Here is an 18,941-nt window from a genome sequence, read left to right as displayed (position 1 = left end):
AATTATTAAAATAATCCAAATTTTGCAAGAAAATAGATTATTGGTGTGACCATGATTAAGCTGTCGAACCTGTCAAGCACACCACCATGTCCTGGCAAAATAGAGCCAAAATCCTTTTTCTGCTGCTGTCTTTTTAGCATTGAAGCAAACAAATCGCCTGTGTGTGCAACAACAGATAGTATCATACCTTCTGTTGCACTTATAAGCATGGTTGATAAATCAAAATTCTTGCCAGAAAGTCCAAACTTATAAAACCAAACAGCAAGCACACCTCCAACCATTGCTCCAAAAAAGCCTTCTAAACTTTTTTTAGGACTAATACTTGTCCATATTCTTCTTTTTCCAAGTGTAAGGCCAGCAAAATACGCAAAAGTATCTGAAAGCCAGCATACAAGGTAAGGAACCCATATTAGTTTTTTCCCATTTTCAAATTCTCTTAACATTACTAATAACAAAATGGGAAAAACTATGTAAATAAAAGAAAATATTACATAAATTATATTTTGTGAAGCTATCCTGTTTTTAAAGCTTTCTATTAAAGCAAGTAGAAAAAGGAAAACAAACAAAAATAATATTTTGCTGCTAATATTAAGATTGCTAAAAATAATAAAGGTACTCAATGTTATGCTCAAATAGAACATATATCTTTCTATTCTAAACAAACTATAAAATTCATACAAAGCAACTGCTGCAACAAGAGCACTAAAAATCTTCAGCCAAATACCACCAAGAAAGTTTGCCAAAGCTACCAACGCTATTCCCCAGATAGCAGTGATTATCCTCTGTTTCATTTTATTTCCTCCAAAAAGGCTATTTAACACCACCAAATCTTCTTTCTCTTTTTTGATAGTCTTCGATAGCTTTTAAAAGGTGCTCCTTTTTGAAGTCCGGCCAAAGCACATTGGAAAACCAAAATTCTGTATATGATATCTGCCACAAAAGAAAGTTTGAAACCCTCATCTCTCCGCTTGGTCTTATCAAAAGGTCAGGGTCAGGGATATCATTTGTGTAAAGATATTTTTTAAAGAGGTCCTCATCAACATCTCCGATATCAATTTTACCACTCTTTATGTCCAAAGCCAAATTTTTTACCGCATTTATTATCTCCTGCCTTGCGCCATAATTCAAAGCTATTACAACACAAAGTCCTTTTTTGTCTTTCGTTTTTTCTTCAGCACTTACAATTCTCTCTTGAATATCTTTATCAAGCTTTGAAATATCCCCTATAACCCTGATTCTTATCTGGGTCTTGTTTATGAGGTTTTCTATCTCTGTATCAAAGAATTCTCTCAAAAGATTCATAAGATTTTCAACTTCCTCTTTAGGCCTTTTCCAGTTTTCTGTCGAAAAAGCGTAAACTGTAAGATATTTTAGCCCTATCTCATCAGCAAAAAGAACTATCTCTTTTAGCTTCTGCGCACCAAACCTGTGCCCAGCTGAACGCGGAAGCCCCCTCTTTCTTGCCCACCTGCCATTTCCATCCATAATGATTGCAATATGTTGTGGCATCTTTTCTTTTTCTATTTTTATTTTTTCTCTCTTCAAAAATTCTAACATTTGACTCCATACTCCCTTTTTATTGATTAAAAAAATAACGGGGTTGCTGCCCCGCCAAACCCATAAAATTTCCCACTGTTATAAACAAAAGTCTATACCTCCATAATCTCTTTTTCCTTTGCACTCAAAAGTTTCTCAATCTGCTCTATGTATTTGTCGTGAAGCTTCTGGACATCCTCTTCGGCGTCTTTGAGGTCATCTTCTGTAATCTCATTGTTCTTTTTCATTTTTTTGTACTCATCAAGCGCCTCTCTTCTTATGTTTCTAATTGCCACCTTTGCATCTTCAGCCATTTTTTTGACCTGTTTTACAAGCTCTTTTCTTCTTTCTTCTGTGAGTTCAGGGAAAATAAGTCTTATAACTTTTCCGTCATTTGTTGGATTTACTCCAAGGTCAGATTTTTGAATGGCTTTTTCAATTTCTTTGAGCATTCTTGCTTCCCATGGCTGAATAACAATCATTCTCGCTTCAGGAACAGTAATACTCGCAACCTGGGGAATGGGAGTTGGAACACCATAGTAGTCCACCATCACCTTGTCCAGAATATGAGGATTTGCTCTTCCTGCCCTGACCGTAGCAAACTCCTCTTTCAAAGTCTCAATTGCCTTTTTCATTTTCTCCTCTGCAACCTGAATAGGTTCTGCCATCTTACTTTGCCTCCTTTACATTTACAATTGTTCCTATGTTTTCGCCCATCACAGCCTTGAGAATATTTCCTTTTGCAAGTTCAAACACCAAAATAGGAATTTCATTGTCCATGCACATAGATGTTGCTGTCGAGTCCATAACCTCAAGTCGCTGATTGATGACATCTAAGTAAGTTATAAAGTCATACTTTTTAGCATTTGGATTTTTCTTCGGGTCACTGTCATAGACACCGTCTACTTTTTTGGCAAGAAGTATTGCCTCTGCATCAATCTCAGCAGCACGCAAGGCTGCTGCAGTGTCTGTTGAGAAGAAAGGATTGCCTGTGCCACATGCGAATATCACAACCCTGCCCTTTTCCAAGTGGCGAATTGCTCGGCGTCGGATGTACGGCTCTGCAATCTGTCTCATCTCGATTGCGCTCTGGACTCTTGTCGGAATGCCTCTTTTTTCAAGAACGCTCTGAAGTGCAAGTGAATTAATAACAGTTGCGAGCATACCCATATAGTCGGCTGTTGCCCTGTCTATGTGTTCAGCACTTCTTCCTCTGAAGAAGTTACCTCCACCTACAACAATCGCAACTTCCACTCCAAGCTCCCTTACCTTTTCAATCTCTTCACAGATAGTTTCAACAACCTGCCAGTCAATTCCAAAACCCTTTTCACCGCCCAAAGCTTCACCACTTAATTTTAATATTACCCTTTTGTATTTTGGCTTAACCATTTTTATCTTCTCCTTCTTTACGATAATATTTTACAAACAATGATGCTCACATATCAAGAGTTTTTGCTCAAAAAAAGGGAACACCACTTTTCAATAAAATAGTGTTCCCTCCTTCTGCCATATTTAAAATTTTAACATGAAGCAGCCTTTTCAATTCCTTCTCCTCTTTCAAATCTTGCAAATCTTCTTATAACAATATTTTCGCCAATTTTTGCAATTTTTTCTGTTAGCAAGTCTTTTATCTTCATATCAGGGTTTTTAATCCAAGGCTGCTCAAGCAAGCAAACCTCTTCAAAAAACTTTTCAAGTCTACCCTCAACAATTCTGTCAACAACATTTTCTGGCTTTCCTTCATTCAAAGCCTGCTGTCTTAAAATTGCCTTTTCTTTTTCAATTACATCAACAGGCACTTCTTCCCTTGAAACATATTTTGGATTTGCTGCTGCAATCTGCATAGCAATATCCTTTGCAAATTGTCTAAACTCCTCATTCCTTGCAACAAAGTCTGTCTCACAATTTATCTCTACCAAAACACCAATTCTACCATTACCATGGATATAGCTTTCAACAATACCCTCTGCCGCAACACGCAAAGCCTTCTTTGCAGCCTTTGCAAGGCCTCTTTCTCTCAAAAGTTCTATTGCCTTGTCCATATCGCCGCCTGCATCTTCTAAAGCCTTTTTGCAGTCCATCATACCAGCACCTGTTTTTTCTCTGAGTTCTTTTACCATATCAGCAGTAATCATTAAAAATCCCTCCTACAATGTTTGATAGAAAACATATCACTCTTCATCTATACTATCATCCACTGCTATTTCAGCTTGTTCAATCTCTTTGTCAGCTTCTTGAGAAGAAGTTGTAGCAGGTGTAAACTGCTCACCTTCTCTTCCCTCAATCACAGCATCAGCAATTTTAGACGTGATGAGCTTTACAGCACGGATTGCATCATCATTTCCAGGAATTACATAATCAATCTCGTCAGGGTCGCAGTTTGTATCGACAATCGCAACTATTGGAATCCCAAGCTTTCTTGCCTCAAGCACAGCATTTCTTTCTTTTCTTGGGTCAACAATGTACAGGATATCAGGAATGCGTGGCATGTTTTGAATTCCACCAAGATACTTCAAAAGTCTTTCTTTTTCTTTCCTCAAGAGATTTACTTCTTTTTTGGGCAGAACATCAAATGTGCCGTCTTCTTCCATGCGCTGAAGCTCTTTTAACCTTTCTATTCTTGTCTTTATTGTTCTGAAGTTGGTCAAAAGTCCACCAAGCCATCGTTGATTGATGTAAAACATACCGCATCTTTCTGCCTCTTCTTTGATTGTCTCTTGAGCTTGCTTTTTTGTTCCAACAAAGAGCACAATTTTACCTTCTGCTACCTGAGACTTTACAAACTCATAAGCTTCGTCCATTTTCTTTACTGTCTTCTGAAGGTCAATAATATAAATCCCATTTCTTTCAGTAAAGATGTACTCAGCCATCTTGGGATTCCATCTGCGTGTCTGATGACCGAAATGCACACCTGCTTCAAGAAGCTGTTTCATGGTTAAAACTGGCATCTTTTTTACCTCCCTCAATTCGGTTTTTCTTCGAGCCGGATAATTAAGAAGGCTTTTTATGCCTTCCACCGAAGATTTCCGACTCTGCTTTTTTACAAAGCCGACAATATTATAGCACAGCTCAATATTAATAACAAGACAATGTTGTATTTTTGCAAAAATTTTTATATAATCATATCTGCAAAACCCCCCAAATTTTATTTTGAAAGTCTATATTCAAAAAAGAGGTCGTGGCAAATTGCCATGACCTCTTTTCCTTTATATCTTTTCCAGTAAAAATCCTCTTTCTCTTGCATCATTGTAAGAAAACACATTTCGAGTGTCAATAATTATTGCCTTAGAAGGAGGTATATATTCAAAAATTTTTTCAAACTCCATCCCATGTTGCTTTGCTAAAATCAAAACAATTTGTGTATCTTTCAAAGCTTCTTGCAAACTCTCAACTTTAAAATCATATTCGGTTTTTACCGCAGGGTCAAATGCTTTGACCTCAACACCTCGAGATTGTAATATTTTAATTATTTCAACGGCGGGGCTGAGCCTGTCGTCAGAAGAATAATCTTTCATTGCAATGCCAAGCACTGCAACCTTTTTTGAACATTTGTGCTTTTCAATAGTCTTCATAACAAGATCAGATATATAGTAAGGAATACCTTCGTTGAACATTCTTGCCGTTTTAGAAAGCTTAAGCTCAACACCCAGCTCCTGTGCCTTTGCATCTAAGTAATAAAATGCATTAGGGATGCAAAATCCTCCAACCCCAGGTCCAGGATATAAGAGATTTACCCTTTTGTGAGTGTTTGCAACCTTTATAACCTCAAATATATCAAGGTTCATCGCCTTTGTAAATCTCTCAAACTCGTTTACCATCGCAATATTTATATCCCTTTGCAGATTCTCAATCACCTTTGCTGTCTCAACAACTTCAAACGAAGATGCAATAACTATCTCTTCCTTGCAAATCACCTTAATCAAATCAACAGCTCTTCTTACGCTATTTTCACAAAATCCCGCCAGGGCAGTTGGCATATTTTCAAACTCTTCAAAAGCCTTCCCCTCTGCAATCCTCTCAGAAGCATAGGCTAAATAGAAGTCCTTTCCACATTCCAAGCCATTTTCTTCTAATATTGGGAGAAATATATTTCTTGTTGTACCCGGAACGACGGTTGATCGCAAAAGTATTAGCTGATTTTTTCTCAAGTTTTTGCTTATCTCTTTGGCACACGAAATGAGATAATCAAAGTATGGTTTTCCGCCATAAACAGGTATTGGAACAGTGACTATTATATTATCTACATTTTCAAGTGCCTGTTTGTAATTTACCACGGGAATAAAGTTCCCATTTTCAAGCTGCTCTTTTAAAATCTCCTGTATAGTTTTCCCATTGTAACTTTCTAAATAGTGAGTTTCCCCCTTTTTAAGCTCATCAATCAACTTTTCATTGCTATCAACACCAAAGACTTTGAAACCTTTCATTGCAAACGAAAGAGCAAGTGGAAGACCAACATATCCAAGACCAATTACACATACGCTATTCAATAGCTATCCCTTCCCTCTTTAGTATATCAATAATTTGTTCTACTCTGCTATCCCATGAAGTTTGCCTTGCATACTCTATTCTTTTTTCTATCTTTTCAGTTTTAGGATTTTGTACCTCCTGTAGAGCTTGAATACACTTTGAAAGAATATCATCATAGTTTTTGCCAATATATACAACATCAGAAAATTCTTCTACCTGAGGTATAGAAGTTGAAACAATTGGTTTTCCAGTTGCCAAATATTCATAAAACTTTAACGGACTTACATTCTCTGAAAGCTTGTTTGTTCTGAATAAGTTTAAGCAAACATCAAATTGAGAGACATACTGCGGCAAATCCTTGTTATCAATCCTCCCAAGCAAATAAACATTGTTCAGTTTCTTTAAATTATCTACGCTTACACCAGCCCCTACAGGTCCTATTAAAACAAAAGACCACTCTTTTTTTTCTTTTGCTAAATATTCTATAAGTTGAGTGTCAATCCATGTGTGGATGACACCTATAAAGCCAAAAATAGGATGGGGAATATTCTTCATCTTATCGGGTACAGGTAACCTATTTGAAGCCATATTAAAATGTTCAAACTCAGCACCGTTTGGTACAAGATAGGTGTGAGGATTTAATAATTTGAGCTTTTTATATAGTCCATGGGTTGTTGTGAAAACTACATTACTCTTTTGAGCAAGCTCATCCTCCATGCTCTCAACCAAAGCTTTGTCAATGAATCCTTGAAACTCTGAATGCTTGTCTATACAATCGTAAACTAAAAAGCTGTAAGAGAGATATTCAAGTGCATCAACAGTGTTTGGCATGTATGTCCATATTATAGGCGATTTTAAGCCAAAGTTCTGATAAATAACTTCTTTTACAAAAGTTGCTATCATTTTTTGATTAAACTTATTTATAGCTCTTTTCTTGTTATAAAAAGGGAGGATAGGTGGTAGAGCAAATACAAAAAGATTTTCTTTTATTCTTTTTGGAGACTTTCTAAATCTTGTGAGGTAAGGTCTTAAACTTGGATCTTTTAATGGACCTATCAGGGTCACTGGTGGGTCTAAATAAAATATCCTACAGTTTTGTGGCATTCTTTTCATTATCTGTTGTTTACGTGTTGGTATTGGATCCCACGGCGTTGTTGAAAAACAAATTATATCTATCATCTTATCTCAGTCCCTCAGTAATTTTTTTGAAACTTTTTTTACAAATCTTAAGATACAATATTTCTGGTAGCTCAGTCAACAAAAATTCTAAAATCTCTTGACCAAGCTCAATAATTTGTAATACTATGGTTTTGATAAACTATTGTTGTGGAGGGAGAAACAGATATGAAAATAGTAGACCAAAAGGGAAGACTATTTGGTATCATTAACATTGTTGACCTCATTTTGATAATACTAATTGTTGCAATTGCATGGGTAGGGTTTGCTAAAATTTCATCACATGCAAAATCATCCGAAGATACTACACAGGATGAATTTGTTGAAATCAAGCCTGGCGAGGCAATCATCAATGTAAAAATTCCTCTTGCTGACCCTGTTATGGCTCAGTCTCTTCACAAAAACGATTATTTGGTAACTGGCGACACTTTGACAAAATCATATATTCAGGACATTCAAATAAAAGACGGAATATACGAAAGAACATCGTCAGATGGCAAAGTTGTTGTTGCAACTCACCCATATAAGAAAGATGTCTATCTTACTATTTATGGCTACGTAACCTTGCAAGGAGCAACAATAAAGCTTGACAAGCAAACAGTCAGAGTTGGAAAGACATTTTATGTAAAGACAAGAACTACAGAACTTGTTGGAGTTGTAACTGGAGTGAAAGTTGTAAAAGAATAAGGTTGGTGAAAAGATGATAAAAGAAAGTTTTGCATACAAAACGGTTCTGTTACTGGCGAGATATCTGAGGGAAAGCAGAATATATGAACTTGTCTCCAAGCTTTTTTATTTTTCAAGATACTCAGCAGTCTTCGAACTTGTAAGAAAAAAGCCAAAAGACGACTACATACAGCAACCTCTTTTTTTAAAGGCTCTTTCGAACTTTTATAGCAAAATTATAAATGGCATACATCAGATATTATTTTCCTCAAAAAGTTTATTGACAAATAGTTTTTTGGTTTGGATTGCCCGTGAACAGACAAGATTTATGACTGAAAAACCTGTTTTTTTCTTAATTTTTTATGTTTTTATCTTTCACACTGGCTTTATAGTTGGAAAAATTGCAAAAGGTGCTCTCTCAATAAAAAGTCTACTTTCGTGGACTCTACTGCTACTGTTAAATTTCTTCTGTCTTCAAGATGCTAAGAAGAAGTTTTCAAAACATAGCATAATTCTCAGATTTTTAAAAGATATTTTTTCTTGAAAAATAGATTTTGAAAGGTGAAAAAAGATGGTTGAGAAAAAGTCTTTATATATCACCTCTTTTTTGATACTCACACTTGGAATTTTAAGTAGTCTGTTCTCTTTAAAGATAGGTATACTTGCATTTGGTCTGTTTTTGCTTGTATTGATAACATTAGAAGAGCCATCTAAGCTGATATATGGTATTGTACTTTATGCATTTATGGATTTTCTTTTTAGAAAACTTCCTATATTAAGCAGTTTTGCTTCTGTATGGGATGAAGTGCTATTTTTGATAATTATCTTTGCGCTGCTTTTAAAGTCAGTTATAAAAAACCAATCAAGTTTGAGACTTTCTCCTTTAGACGTATACATTCTGATTTTTTTACTTGTCTGTGTGTTTTTACTGCTTAAAAATTCGCCTGATATGAGAATAGCAATAGAAGGTTTTAGAGTATACGCAGAGTATGCCTTATGGTTCTTTGTCGGACTGTGGCTTTTAAAAGACGCAAAGCAGTTTGAAAGGATTATTAAAATATTTATCTTGATGATGTTTATAATATCCATCTATGGCATATATCAGTATATTATTGGTGTTGAAATACCCTCAAGCTGGATTGATAGTAGTAGAGAAACATATATAAGAACAAGGGTGTTTTCAATTATAGGAAGTCCAAATGTCCTTGGAAGTTTATTGGCAATGTCAATCCCGTTTGTACTTCCGTATGTGCTTTATGAGAAAAATATTAAAAAGAGAATTTATTATGCGGTTGTGTTGATTTCAATGATTGCCTGCCTTGGGTTTACGTTTTCAAGAGGTGCATGGCTTGCATTTTTGTTTTCAATGCTTCTTTTTGGTTTTTTCATAGACAAAAGAGTTTTGGGTATTCTCTTTGCCATCTTTATATCAGTCCCTATTTTAGCACCTTCAATTGTAATGAGAGTGCTTTATATGCTAAGCTCTGAGTACGCCAAAAGCAGTGCAAGGGCAGGAAGAATTGCCCGCTGGACAAAAGCATACGAAATATTAATGCAGCATCCTCTCTTTGGGGTTGGATTTGGAAGATTTGGCGGTGCGGTTGCAAAGAGAAATATAGCCAATGCGTTTTACGTAGATAATTTTTATCTGAAAAGTGCTGTTGAAATGGGAATTATTGGAGTAGGCATTATGATTTTAGTGTTTATAGTAGGGCTTTTGCTTGCTGCAAGAACTGTAAAACATCTGCACTCGAAAGAACTGAAGAATATAGCAAGCGGAGTACTCATAGGTCTTGCAACAGTCTTGCTGCACAATATCGTTGAAAACATCTTTGAAGTTCCTATGATGACAACATATTTCTGGCTGTTTTTGGGATTTTTATTTGCTCTCAAATCAGCAGAAGACAAAAACCGATTTTTTGAACAAAACGACATTTACAATAATGGAGGAAGCTAAAAGATGCCATTTGACGGAGTTGTTCTAAGTGTGCTTAAAAAAGAATTAATTTTGGAGCTTGTAGATGGTAAAGTTGAAAGGATATATCAGCCAAATCAGTTTGAAGTAAACCTTTATATTTACAAGCTTGGAAAAACAAAAAAACTTATTATCTCTGCAAATCCTTCTCTCCCAAGGATATACTTCACAGAAAGGCAAAAGAAAAACCCAGACGTTGCTCCAAATTTCTGCATGATTTTGCGCAAGAATTTACTTGGAGCAAGGATTATCGGAATTTATCAGGAAGGGTTAGAAAGAATTTTGAAGATAGAGTTTGAGACAAAGAGTGAGCTGGGTGACACAGAAGTAAAGTATATCGTATTCGAAATGATGGGAAGGCACAGCAATATATTTTTGATAGACTCCAATTACAAAATTATTGATGCAATAAAAAGGCTGTCATTTGAAGACTCACCAAGACCAATTCTACCTGGAGTTAAATATTCTTTACCACCAGTTTTGACAAAGAAAAATCCTACTGAAATCTCGTTTGATGAATTTGTCTCTTTTTTCAAATCCTCAAACAAAAGTCCAGAAAATATTCTGACCGATAATCTTTCAGGAATTAGCAAACAATTTGCAATTGAAGTTATCTTGCGTGCACAAGTTTTTGAAAAAAGTTTTGAAAATGCGAATACAATTAAAAGGATTTTTGATACTTTAAAAGAATTATTATATTATATAGTCGAAAAAGGGGAAATACTTCCAACGCTATATACTGAAAAAGGAAATGTTGTAGATTTTTATGCTGTCGACTTGAAGTGTTACACTAATTACTCTAAGAAACATTTTGAAAATTTAAATTCGTGTATAGACGAGTACTATTTTAAAAAAGAACAATACACACTATTTATTGAAAAACGCCAATATCTTCAGAAAACTATAGAACAAAATATAAAAAAGCTAAGCCAAAAATATGAACAGAACATTCAAAAAATCCAAGAAGCTAAAAATGCCGAGGTTTACAAAAAATATGGAGACCTAATTTTAGCAAATCTTTTTCAGACAAAAGAAACAAACCGAGATTTTATTGAAGTTATTGATTATTACAGCGAAGATTTGTCTGTCATAAAAATTCCAATTGAAAAAGATAAAGATTTGAAACAGAATGCCGAGAGGTACTATAAGCTTTACAATAAGCTCAAAAAAGCTGAAGAATATGCAAAAAGTGAGATTATTGAAATTGAAAAAGAACTTGAATTTTTGCAAAGTTTAGAAGCATTGCTTGAAAAAAGCCAAGAGATAGAAGACCTTTTGAGTATTGAAGAAGAGTTGGAAAAAGAAGGCTATATCAAAACTCAGGCAGAAAACGCAGGTCAGCAAAAGAAAAAAGAAAATCAAAAATCAAAACCTCACCATTTTATCAGCTCAGACGGATTTGACATATATGTGGGTAGAAACAACCTGCAGAACGATTTTCTCACCCTAAGATTTGCATCAAGCCATGACATCTGGCTTCACACCCAAAAGATCCCTGGATCTCATGTTATAATTCGTACAAACAATAAAGAAGTTCCACAAACAACCTTAGTCGAAGCTGCACTCCTTGCAAGCTACTTTAGTAAAGCTAAGCATTCAACAAAAGTGCCGGTTGACTATACGTTTGTAAAGTATGTAAAAAAACCACCTAAATCCAAGCCAGGTTTTGTTATATACGATAATTTCAAGACTATCATTGTTGATTCACCTGAAAACATTGATAACTTTAACAAAGTTGAGTAATGGCTTCTATGTTTAACTATTTAGATAAACTAAAAATATAGACGGGAGGGATTTTGAATGCCAAAAGAGGGTAACTGCGTGGTCGCGCAATCAGGGGGGCCAACTGCTGTTATCAACGCTTCGCTTTTGGGTGTTATTGAAGAGGCTATGAAACAACATCCTATCCGTGCCATTTATGGTGCTAAAAATGGAATCATCGGTTTAATTGACGAAGAGCTTTACGACCTCAGAATGGAAGATCCTGAAGAGCTAAAACTTTTAAAGACAACTCCATCATCTGCCTTAGGTTCTTGCAGGTATCAGCTCAAGCCTTTTGAACATGACGAAAAGGACTATATTAAGATTTTCAATGTATTTGAAGCACACAACATCCGTTATTTTTTCTATATAGGCGGAAACGACTCTATGGATACAGCTGATAAATTAACACGATACGCGCAAAAGATTGGGTATGATATCTGCATAATCGGTATTCCAAAGACAATTGACAATGACCTTGTGATGACAGACCATTGCCCGGGTTTTGGAAGTGCAGCAAAGTACATTGCAACATCTGTGATGGAAATTGCAAGAGATGCTGTGGTGTACCCAACAAACATTGTTACTATAATTGAAGTGATGGGAAGAAACGCTGGCTGGCTTGCAGCAGCATCTGCACTGGCATCAAAAGATATAGGTGCCCCAGATTTAATATACCTTCCTGAGGTTCCATTTTCGATTGATAAATTTTTGGATGATGTAAGAAATATCCATAAAAAAACCGGAAAGATTACTATTGTTGTATCAGAAGGTATTAAAGATAAAGAAGGCAAATATATTGCTGATATGAGTCACAAGTTCGGAATAGACGCATTTGGTCATGTACAGCTTGGCGGAGCAGCGTTTGTTTTAGAGAACATCATCCGCGAAGAAGTGGAAAAGAGAGTAAAATCAATCCAATTCAACGTACTACAACGAAGTGCTGCTCATATCATGTCCAAAACTGACGTTGAGGAAGCATATATGGTTGGACGCATGGCAGTAAGGTACGCTGTTGAAGGTGCTTGCGGATATATGGTTGCAATAAAACGCGACAGCGATAATCCTTATTCAAGTTCAACAGAACTTGTTGAGCTGAACAAGGTTGCAAACGCAGAAAAGCTTGTTCCACTTGCATGGATCTCTCATGATGGCAATTATGTAAAAGAAGACGCTCTTAACTATATCCAGCCGCTAATTGAAGGTGAAGTTGAAGTCAAGTACGAAAGAGGTCTTCCTCGATATGCAAAGCTCAGAAAGATAATGGTGCCAAAGAAGGTTGTATAAACTCACAAAAAAGCGGGAGCTTAAAACCAAAAATTTGCTCCCGCTTTAATTTTTACTGTGACTGAGCCATCTCAGATGAAGATGTAGATGTTTTTTCTTTTTTTACTATTTCTGTACTTCCGTCAACAAAGTCTACTATAAATTCGTCACCCTGCTTTATCTTACCCTCCAAGATAGCTTCGGAAATCTTATCTTCTACCATGCTCTGGATAGCTCGTTTTAGTGGTCTTGCACCGAACACAGGGTCAAATCCTTTTTTAGCAATTGCTTCAACCAAGGAGGGGGTAAACTCTGCATAGTAGTCACTTGCTTTTATCCTCTCCTGCAAGTTTTTGAGCATTATCTCTACAATCTTTTTGACATCATCTTCGTCAAGCGGATGAAAGACTATAATTTCATCAATCCTGTTCAAAAACTCTGGTCTGAAAGTTTTCTTTAGCTCACTCATGACATTTTCTTTTATTCTCTCATATGTCCTTTGCTTTTCATCTTCTGAAGTTGAAAATCCTAACTTTTTAGGGTTTGTGATAAGGTTTGCTCCTATATTAGATGTCATGATGATAACAGTGTTTCGGAAACTGACCGTTCTTCCCTGCGAATCTGTGAGCCTTCCATCATCAAGTATCTGCAAAAGCAGGTTGAAAACATCAGGATGTGCTTTTTCTATTTCATCAAACAGCACAACAGAGTAAGGTCTTCTTCTGACCTTTTCGGTAAGCTGGCCACCTTCTTCATACCCAACATAGCCCGGAGGTGAACCAATTAGTTTTGACACGTTGAACTTTTCCATATACTCCGACATATCAATTCTTATCATCGCATCCTCTGTACCAAACAGTGCTTCTGCCAAAGCTCGTGCAAGCTCTGTTTTTCCTACACCAGTAGGTCCAAGGAAGATAAACGAACCAATTGGCCTTTTCGGGTCTTTGAGCCCAACTCTCCCTCGTCGTATAGCCCTTGCAACAGCCCTGACAGCCTCATCCTGACCAACAACTCGTCTGTGCAAAACCTCTTCAAGCTTTAAAAGTCTTTCAGACTCATCTTCGGTAAGTTTATTTACTGGAATTCCTGTCCAGCTTGATACAATGTATGCTATATCATCTTCTGTAACAATTGGCTGGGTCTTTTGTTGGTCATTTGTCCATGAATTTTTTATCTTTTCAAGTTCCTGACGAAGCTTCATTATTTCATCTCTTATTTTTGCAGCTTTTTCATATTCCTGAAGCCTTATAGCTTCCTCTTTTTCTTTTTCAAGTTTCTCAATCTTCTCTTCAAATTCTTTCACATGTGGGGGTAAAGTGTACATTCTAAGTCTTACTCTTGATGCTGCCTCATCAATAAGGTCAATTGCTTTATCAGGTAGATATCTATCTGTAATATATTTGGTAGAAAGCTCAACTGCAACTTTTATAGCTTCATCTGTTATTTTTACACCATGATGAGCTTCGTATTTGTCTCTAAGACCTTTTAAAATCTGTATAGCTTCTTCAGGTGTTGGTTCACCAACTAAAATTGGCTGGAATCTTCGCTCAAGTGCAGCATCTTTTTCTATATGTTTTCTGTACTCATCAAGAGTTGTTGCACCAATCACCTGAATCTCACCACGTGCAAGAGCAGGTTTTAAGATGTTTGACGCATCAATTGCACCTTCGGCTGCACCAGCACCAATTATGGTGTGCATCTCATCAATAAACAGAATTACATTTCCTGCTTTTCTAACCTCTTCCATAGCTTTTTTGAGCCTTTCTTCAAACTCTCCTCTGAACTTTGACCCTGCAACCATAGCCGAAAGGTCTAAAGCCACAACCCTTTTATTTCTTAAAAGTTCAGGAACATTGCCCTCAACAATCTTCTGTGCAAGTCCTTCAACAATAGCAGTCTTACCAACACCTGGCTCACCAATCAAGCACGGGTTGTTCTTTGTTCTTCTTGACAAAATTTGAATGACTCTTTCTATTTCCTTTTCACGACCAATCACAGGGTCAATTTTGCCTTCAAGTGCAAGTTGTGTAAGGTCTCTACTAAACTGATTTAATGTTGGAGTGTTTTGTGTTTGGAAATTAATCTGCTGTTGTGGAGATACCCCACCAACATTTTTTGCATCTTCGTTCAAAAGCTTCATTATCTCTTCAAAAAGTCTTTGCGGGTCAACCCCAAGGTCCATTAAAATTCTCACAGCTACACTTTCTCCCTCTCTCATTATAGCAAGAAGGATATGTTCTGTGCTGATATAGCTGCTGCCAAGTCTTCGTGCTTCCATAAAAGCAATCTCAAACACTCTTTTTGTTCTTGGAGTAAAACCTGTTGGTGGCTGCGGAAGTTGATAGTCGCCTCTTCCAATCAACTCTTCAATCTCATCAATCACCTTTTCTTCAGTAACGCCCTGATTTTGCAAAACTCTTGCAGCAATACCACCACCTTCTCTTATAAGTCCCAAAAGTAAGTGCTCTGTACCAACATAGTTATGCCCAAGCTCGGCAGCAGCCTGCTGCGCAAGCATTATTGCTTTTTCAGCTCTTTCTGTAAATCTCCCTTGAAACATATTAGTTTTCCCTCCCTATCCTAAAATTTTTCTTATAAGTTCTGCTCTTTTTATATCTCTTTCCTCTGGTGTCATTTCTCTGCCAAAATAGTCTTGGATAATAGCTGGCTGAATTAAATTCAAAAGCACATCCAGCTTGTCGATTGTTGTCTCCTTAATTATACCCATACTTATGCCCATTCTAACATCAGATATAAGTCTTAAAGCTTCGTTTGAAGAGATATTCCTTGCATATTTTAAAATTCCATATGATCTGTAGACTTTGTCTTCAACAAAAGCTCTGTTTTCACTCAAAAGTTTCAACCTTGCCTGCTGTTCCTGCTCTATTATCTGATTGGTTATTGAGACCACATTTGCTATAATATCTTCTTCAGGCTGACCCAATGTTATCTGATTGGAAATTTGGTAAAGGTTCCCTGCAGCCTCACTCCCCTCACCATAAAATCCACGTACTGCAATCCCCAGCTTTGTTATTGTATCAATTATTCCTTTCATATACCCCAGAAGTGTTAAGGCAGGAAGATGGACCATAAATGATGCTCTCAAACCTGTTCCTACATTTGTGGGACACGAAGTGAGATACCCCCATGTTTCGTCATAGGCATAAGGAAGATGTTGTTCCAAAAAATCATCAATTTTGTTTGCATCTTCCCATGCTTTTTGTATTTCCTGCCCCCTGTAAAGAACCTGAATTCTTAAATGGTCTTCTTCATTTATCATAATGCTGATATTCTCATTTTGGTCAATTGCTACAGCACTTTTTATTTTTGATGATGCAAGTGCAGGTGATATCAAATGTTTTTCTATAAGCACTTGGCGTTTTAGAAGAGGCAGTTTTTTTATCTCGAAAAAGTCAAAGTGATACTGCTTGTTTTTCAAAATTACATTTTTTACCCTATCTATAACATTTGAAGCATCATAGTCATTCATCTTTATGGTAAAAGGCACATCAGAAAGATTCCTTGCAAGCCTTATCCTGCTTGTTACAACAATATCATTCATCTTGAAAAATCACTCCCGTGAAAGCTTTTTTTCAAGATCTCTTATCTTATCTCTAATCTGTGCAGCTTTTTCATATTCCTCATTCTTTATAGCCACATTGAGCTCTATTTTGAGCCTATCTATTTCTCTTTTTATTGCTATGTCTTCGCCCATCTTGGTAGGAATTTTACCTACATGCTTAGTATTTCCATGAATCCTGCGAAAAATGGGATAAAGTTTTTCTGAAAATGAGCTATAACACATAGCACAACCAAACCTTCCAGCCCTTCTGAACTCATCAAATGTCATACCGCACCCCTTGCATGTAAGAGCAATCTCTAAAGAAGGTTTTAACACTTGTGCCCCAAAAGCTGGTTCAAGTATCCCTGCCAAAAAGTTTGTTACAGAAAACGGTGCATCAAATTCTATACTACCTTTCTGTTTTGCGCATATTTCGCAAAGATGCATCTCTGTCTTAACTCCGTTTATAATCTGAGTATAATGAACAGTTGCCGGTCTTTTCCCACAATTTTCGCAAAGCATAATATCTCACCGTCCTTTATAAAAAAAGCTTCTACTCTCATTTAAATATTACCCATTCATAAGGGAAATTATCATTGCTTTTAGAATTAACATTCTGAGAGAATCTTTCAACGGCTGGTTTACAGGTAATGTTTTGTCATTAAGCGCAGCTTTCATTATATTAGCTTCTCTTTTTGATATAACACCATTTTCAAGCAGACACTCCACAATTTCATTTGCTTGATGCTGACTTACAGGTGAGCTTATATTGTTCAAAATATTTTCAAGCAGATTAGAAGAATTTTCAAACTTGACTTTTACAATTCTAATAGAACCCCCTCCACCACGTTTGCTTTCAATATAATACCCTCTTTCGATAGTAAATCTGGTGGAAAGTACATAATTTATCTGAGATGGTGCACAGTTGAAAAAGTTTGCAAGCTCATTCCTCTGAATTTCAACCTCACCATCTTTTTTTTCAATGAGTTGTTTTATAAACTCCTCAATGATGTCAGAAAGCCTTGGCATAAAAATTCCACCCCGCTTCAAACTTAGCTGACTTTGACTATCTTTGACCTTGCAAATATATTTTAAAACATTTTTCTTTAAAATGCAATATATTTCTTGTTGTTAAGATGTAACAAATATATTATAATAATTTGTATAAAATGCTTTCTGGAAAGGTAAGAAAAAAGGTTGAAACTGAAAAAGTTGTTATATATAGCTTTTACCGCAATTTTAGCGTTATTTTTTTTCTTTGTATCTATGATCATCAGCAAAAATTTTTTCTCTACCATAATTTTAAAACAAAATTATTCTTACTTTCAAGAAGAGAGGCTTAGGATTTCTGACAAACCAAAACCTTCACATAAACAAAATCCAGCTAAAGTCAGCTTAAGTAAATATGACAAGCCCAAATATCTTCCCGATAGTCAAAACAAGAATGTGGAAGTTGAAAAACAAGAAAAAAATGATAAAATTATTTATCTAACTATCGATGATGGACCGTCTCCTGTAACTCCTTCCATACTCGAAATTTTGGAAAATGAAAAAGTTAAAGCTACATTTTTTGTTGTAGGTGTAAACTGTATCAAATATCCAAAGTATCTAAAAGAAATTTATCAGAAAGGACATTTGATAGGTAATCATTCATATTCTCACAAGTATAATAGCATATATAAAGATTTTAATCATTTTGTTGAAGATTTCAAAAAAGCTCAAGATACTATTTACAAAATTATAGGGATAAAACCTAAATACTACAGATTTCCTGGCGGATCATTGAGCAGAGTTTCTCCTCAAATTAAAAAATTTCTTGATACAAATGGCATAATATATATTGACTGGAACGCAATTACTGGTGACTCAATGAAAAATCATGAAAATCTTACACCAGAACAAATCTTAAAAATTACTTTTTCAACAGCTAATAAGAAAAATAGAGTTGTACTTTTAATGCATGACAGCTTTTCTAAAAAGAATGTGATAGAAGCTCTGCCAAGTATAATCAAAGCTTTTAAAAAACAGGGATATAAATTTGAAACAATTGACAAGATACAAAAACCCATTCAGTTTAAAACAAAAGCCGCATCACATTGATGCGGCTTTTAACTTCCCCATTTTATTTAAACCTGCAGTGGTTATCTTGCTGCTTTTATCTTGGAGAAACAATCACTGCAGTATATGGGTCTGTCGTTTCTTGGTCTGAACGGAACCTTTGTCTCTTTCCCACAAGCACTGCAAACTGCGTCGTAAAGTTCACGTCTTTGACCCTGTCTGGAATCTCTTCTTTGCATGGCCTTTCTCTGGTCTCTGCACTCTTTGCATCTTGTTGGTTCATTCTTGAACCCTTTCTGTGCGTAGAATTCCTGTTCACCTGCTGTGAAAACAAACTCTCTTCCGCAATCCTTGCAAACTAAAACCTTGTCTTGATACATTCTAAAATTCCCCTCACTTCATGGATTTAAATTTTTCTGACGCCCATTGTTCATTTGCCGAACAACCAACGTCTTTTTAATTATAACCCCA

19 protein-coding genes are annotated in these 18,941 nt (G+C 36.0%); 6 read left to right on the top strand and 13 right to left on the bottom strand.

Annotated elements, in window-relative coordinates; genetic code table 11:
- Positions 1 to 5: 5 nt before the first annotated feature.
- From CaldiYA01_RS03550 to CaldiYA01_RS03515, 8 genes are all read right to left on the bottom strand, one after another.
- Positions 6 to 791: a phosphatidate cytidylyltransferase gene (locus CaldiYA01_RS03550; RefSeq protein ID WP_207181430.1), complete on the bottom strand. Its 786-nt coding sequence runs from the start codon at positions 789 to 791 to the stop codon at positions 6 to 8.
- Between the two features lie 19 nt (positions 792 to 810).
- Positions 811 to 1,557, bottom strand: a complete 747-nt coding sequence (locus tag CaldiYA01_RS03545; protein WP_207181428.1) for an isoprenyl transferase — start codon at positions 1,555 to 1,557, stop codon at positions 811 to 813.
- Between the two features lie 92 nt (positions 1,558 to 1,649).
- A complete protein-coding gene (gene frr / locus CaldiYA01_RS03540; protein WP_013290906.1) occupies positions 1,650 to 2,204 on the bottom strand; it encodes a ribosome recycling factor in 555 nt (184 codons plus the stop codon).
- Between the two features lies 1 nt (position 2,205).
- Positions 2,206 to 2,925 (bottom strand): UMP kinase, encoded by a 720-nt coding sequence (pyrH, locus tag CaldiYA01_RS03535; RefSeq protein ID WP_013290907.1) that lies wholly within the window; start codon positions 2,923 to 2,925, stop codon positions 2,206 to 2,208.
- A gap of 131 nt (positions 2,926 to 3,056) precedes the next feature.
- A complete protein-coding gene (gene tsf, locus CaldiYA01_RS03530; RefSeq protein ID WP_207181426.1) occupies positions 3,057 to 3,671 on the bottom strand; it encodes a translation elongation factor Ts in 615 nt (204 codons plus the stop codon).
- A gap of 36 nt (positions 3,672 to 3,707) precedes the next feature.
- Positions 3,708 to 4,484, bottom strand: coding sequence for a 30S ribosomal protein S2 (rpsB, locus tag CaldiYA01_RS03525; protein WP_207181423.1), 777 nt, complete (start codon positions 4,482 to 4,484; stop codon positions 3,708 to 3,710).
- 258 nt (positions 4,485 to 4,742) lie between these two features.
- Positions 4,743 to 6,023 (bottom strand): nucleotide sugar dehydrogenase, encoded by a 1,281-nt coding sequence (locus CaldiYA01_RS03520; protein WP_207181422.1) that lies wholly within the window; start codon positions 6,021 to 6,023, stop codon positions 4,743 to 4,745.
- Complete coding sequence (locus CaldiYA01_RS03515; RefSeq protein WP_207181414.1) at positions 6,016 to 7,182, bottom strand: glycosyltransferase; 1,167 nt, start codon at positions 7,180 to 7,182, stop codon at positions 6,016 to 6,018. Before CaldiYA01_RS03515 ends, CaldiYA01_RS03520 begins: the two co-directional genes overlap by 8 nt.
- Positions 7,183 to 7,347: 165 nt before the next feature.
- On the opposite strand from CaldiYA01_RS03515, the gene CaldiYA01_RS03510 reads away from it, so the two are divergent.
- From CaldiYA01_RS03510 to CaldiYA01_RS03490, 5 genes are read left to right on the top strand one after another with little or no spacing between them, the layout of a single operon-like run.
- Complete coding sequence (locus CaldiYA01_RS03510; RefSeq protein WP_207181412.1) at positions 7,348 to 7,866, top strand: DUF4330 domain-containing protein; 519 nt, start codon at positions 7,348 to 7,350, stop codon at positions 7,864 to 7,866.
- Positions 7,867 to 7,879: 13 nt separating this feature from the next.
- Entirely contained in the window at positions 7,880 to 8,389 is a 510-nt protein-coding gene (locus CaldiYA01_RS03505; protein ID WP_207181410.1) for a hypothetical protein, read from the top strand.
- 27 nt (positions 8,390 to 8,416) lie between these two features.
- On the top strand, positions 8,417 to 9,802 hold the full coding sequence (locus tag CaldiYA01_RS03500) for an O-antigen ligase family protein (RefSeq protein WP_207181408.1): 1,386 nt from the start codon (positions 8,417 to 8,419) through the stop codon (positions 9,800 to 9,802).
- A gap of 3 nt (positions 9,803 to 9,805) precedes the next feature.
- The gene (locus CaldiYA01_RS03495; protein ID WP_207181406.1) at positions 9,806 to 11,563 is read left to right on the top strand and encodes an Rqc2 family fibronectin-binding protein; all 1,758 of its coding nucleotides are present in this window, start codon (positions 9,806 to 9,808) and stop codon (positions 11,561 to 11,563) included.
- Positions 11,564 to 11,620: 57 nt separating this feature from the next.
- The gene (locus CaldiYA01_RS03490; protein ID WP_013290916.1) at positions 11,621 to 12,868 is read left to right on the top strand and encodes a 6-phosphofructokinase; all 1,248 of its coding nucleotides are present in this window, start codon (positions 11,621 to 11,623) and stop codon (positions 12,866 to 12,868) included.
- A gap of 52 nt (positions 12,869 to 12,920) precedes the next feature.
- Here the strand turns inward: CaldiYA01_RS03490 and CaldiYA01_RS03485 are convergent, their stop codons facing one another.
- The 4 genes from CaldiYA01_RS03485 to CaldiYA01_RS03470 are packed head-to-tail and all read right to left on the bottom strand — an operon-like array spanning position 12,921 to position 17,441.
- Positions 12,921 to 15,410: an ATP-dependent Clp protease ATP-binding subunit gene (locus CaldiYA01_RS03485; RefSeq protein ID WP_207181404.1), complete on the bottom strand. Its 2,490-nt coding sequence runs from the start codon at positions 15,408 to 15,410 to the stop codon at positions 12,921 to 12,923.
- Positions 15,411 to 15,425: 15 nt separating this feature from the next.
- Entirely contained in the window at positions 15,426 to 16,412 is a 987-nt protein-coding gene (locus tag CaldiYA01_RS03480) for a protein arginine kinase (RefSeq protein WP_207181402.1), read from the bottom strand.
- 9 nt (positions 16,413 to 16,421) lie between these two features.
- On the bottom strand, positions 16,422 to 16,934 hold the full coding sequence (locus CaldiYA01_RS03475; protein WP_207181394.1) for a UvrB/UvrC motif-containing protein: 513 nt from the start codon (positions 16,932 to 16,934) through the stop codon (positions 16,422 to 16,424).
- Positions 16,935 to 16,982: 48 nt separating this feature from the next.
- Positions 16,983 to 17,441 carry a CtsR family transcriptional regulator gene (locus CaldiYA01_RS03470; RefSeq protein ID WP_207181391.1) on the bottom strand — a complete coding sequence of 153 codons (459 nt, stop codon included), beginning with the start codon at positions 17,439 to 17,441 and terminating at the stop codon, positions 16,983 to 16,985.
- A 168-nt stretch (positions 17,442 to 17,609) separates the two neighbouring features.
- Here CaldiYA01_RS03470 and CaldiYA01_RS03465 point away from each other — a divergent pair, with 168 nt between their 5' ends.
- Positions 17,610 to 18,512, top strand: coding sequence for a polysaccharide deacetylase family protein (locus CaldiYA01_RS03465; protein ID WP_207181389.1), 903 nt, complete (start codon positions 17,610 to 17,612; stop codon positions 18,510 to 18,512).
- 41 nt (positions 18,513 to 18,553) lie between these two features.
- Here CaldiYA01_RS03465 and CaldiYA01_RS03460 read toward each other — a convergent pair whose 3' ends face one another.
- The gene (locus tag CaldiYA01_RS03460; protein WP_013402841.1) at positions 18,554 to 18,850 is read right to left on the bottom strand and encodes a zinc-ribbon domain containing protein; all 297 of its coding nucleotides are present in this window, start codon (positions 18,848 to 18,850) and stop codon (positions 18,554 to 18,556) included.
- Between the last annotated feature and the right edge of the window lie 91 nt (positions 18,851 to 18,941).

The sequence above is a fragment of the Caldicellulosiruptor diazotrophicus genome, from assembly GCF_017347585.1.
Classification (GTDB): Bacteria; Bacillota; Thermoanaerobacteria; order Caldicellulosiruptorales; family Caldicellulosiruptoraceae; genus Caldicellulosiruptor; species Caldicellulosiruptor diazotrophicus.
Note: the sequence above shows the minus strand (reverse complement) of the source record. Positions and strands in the feature narration are given on the sequence as shown.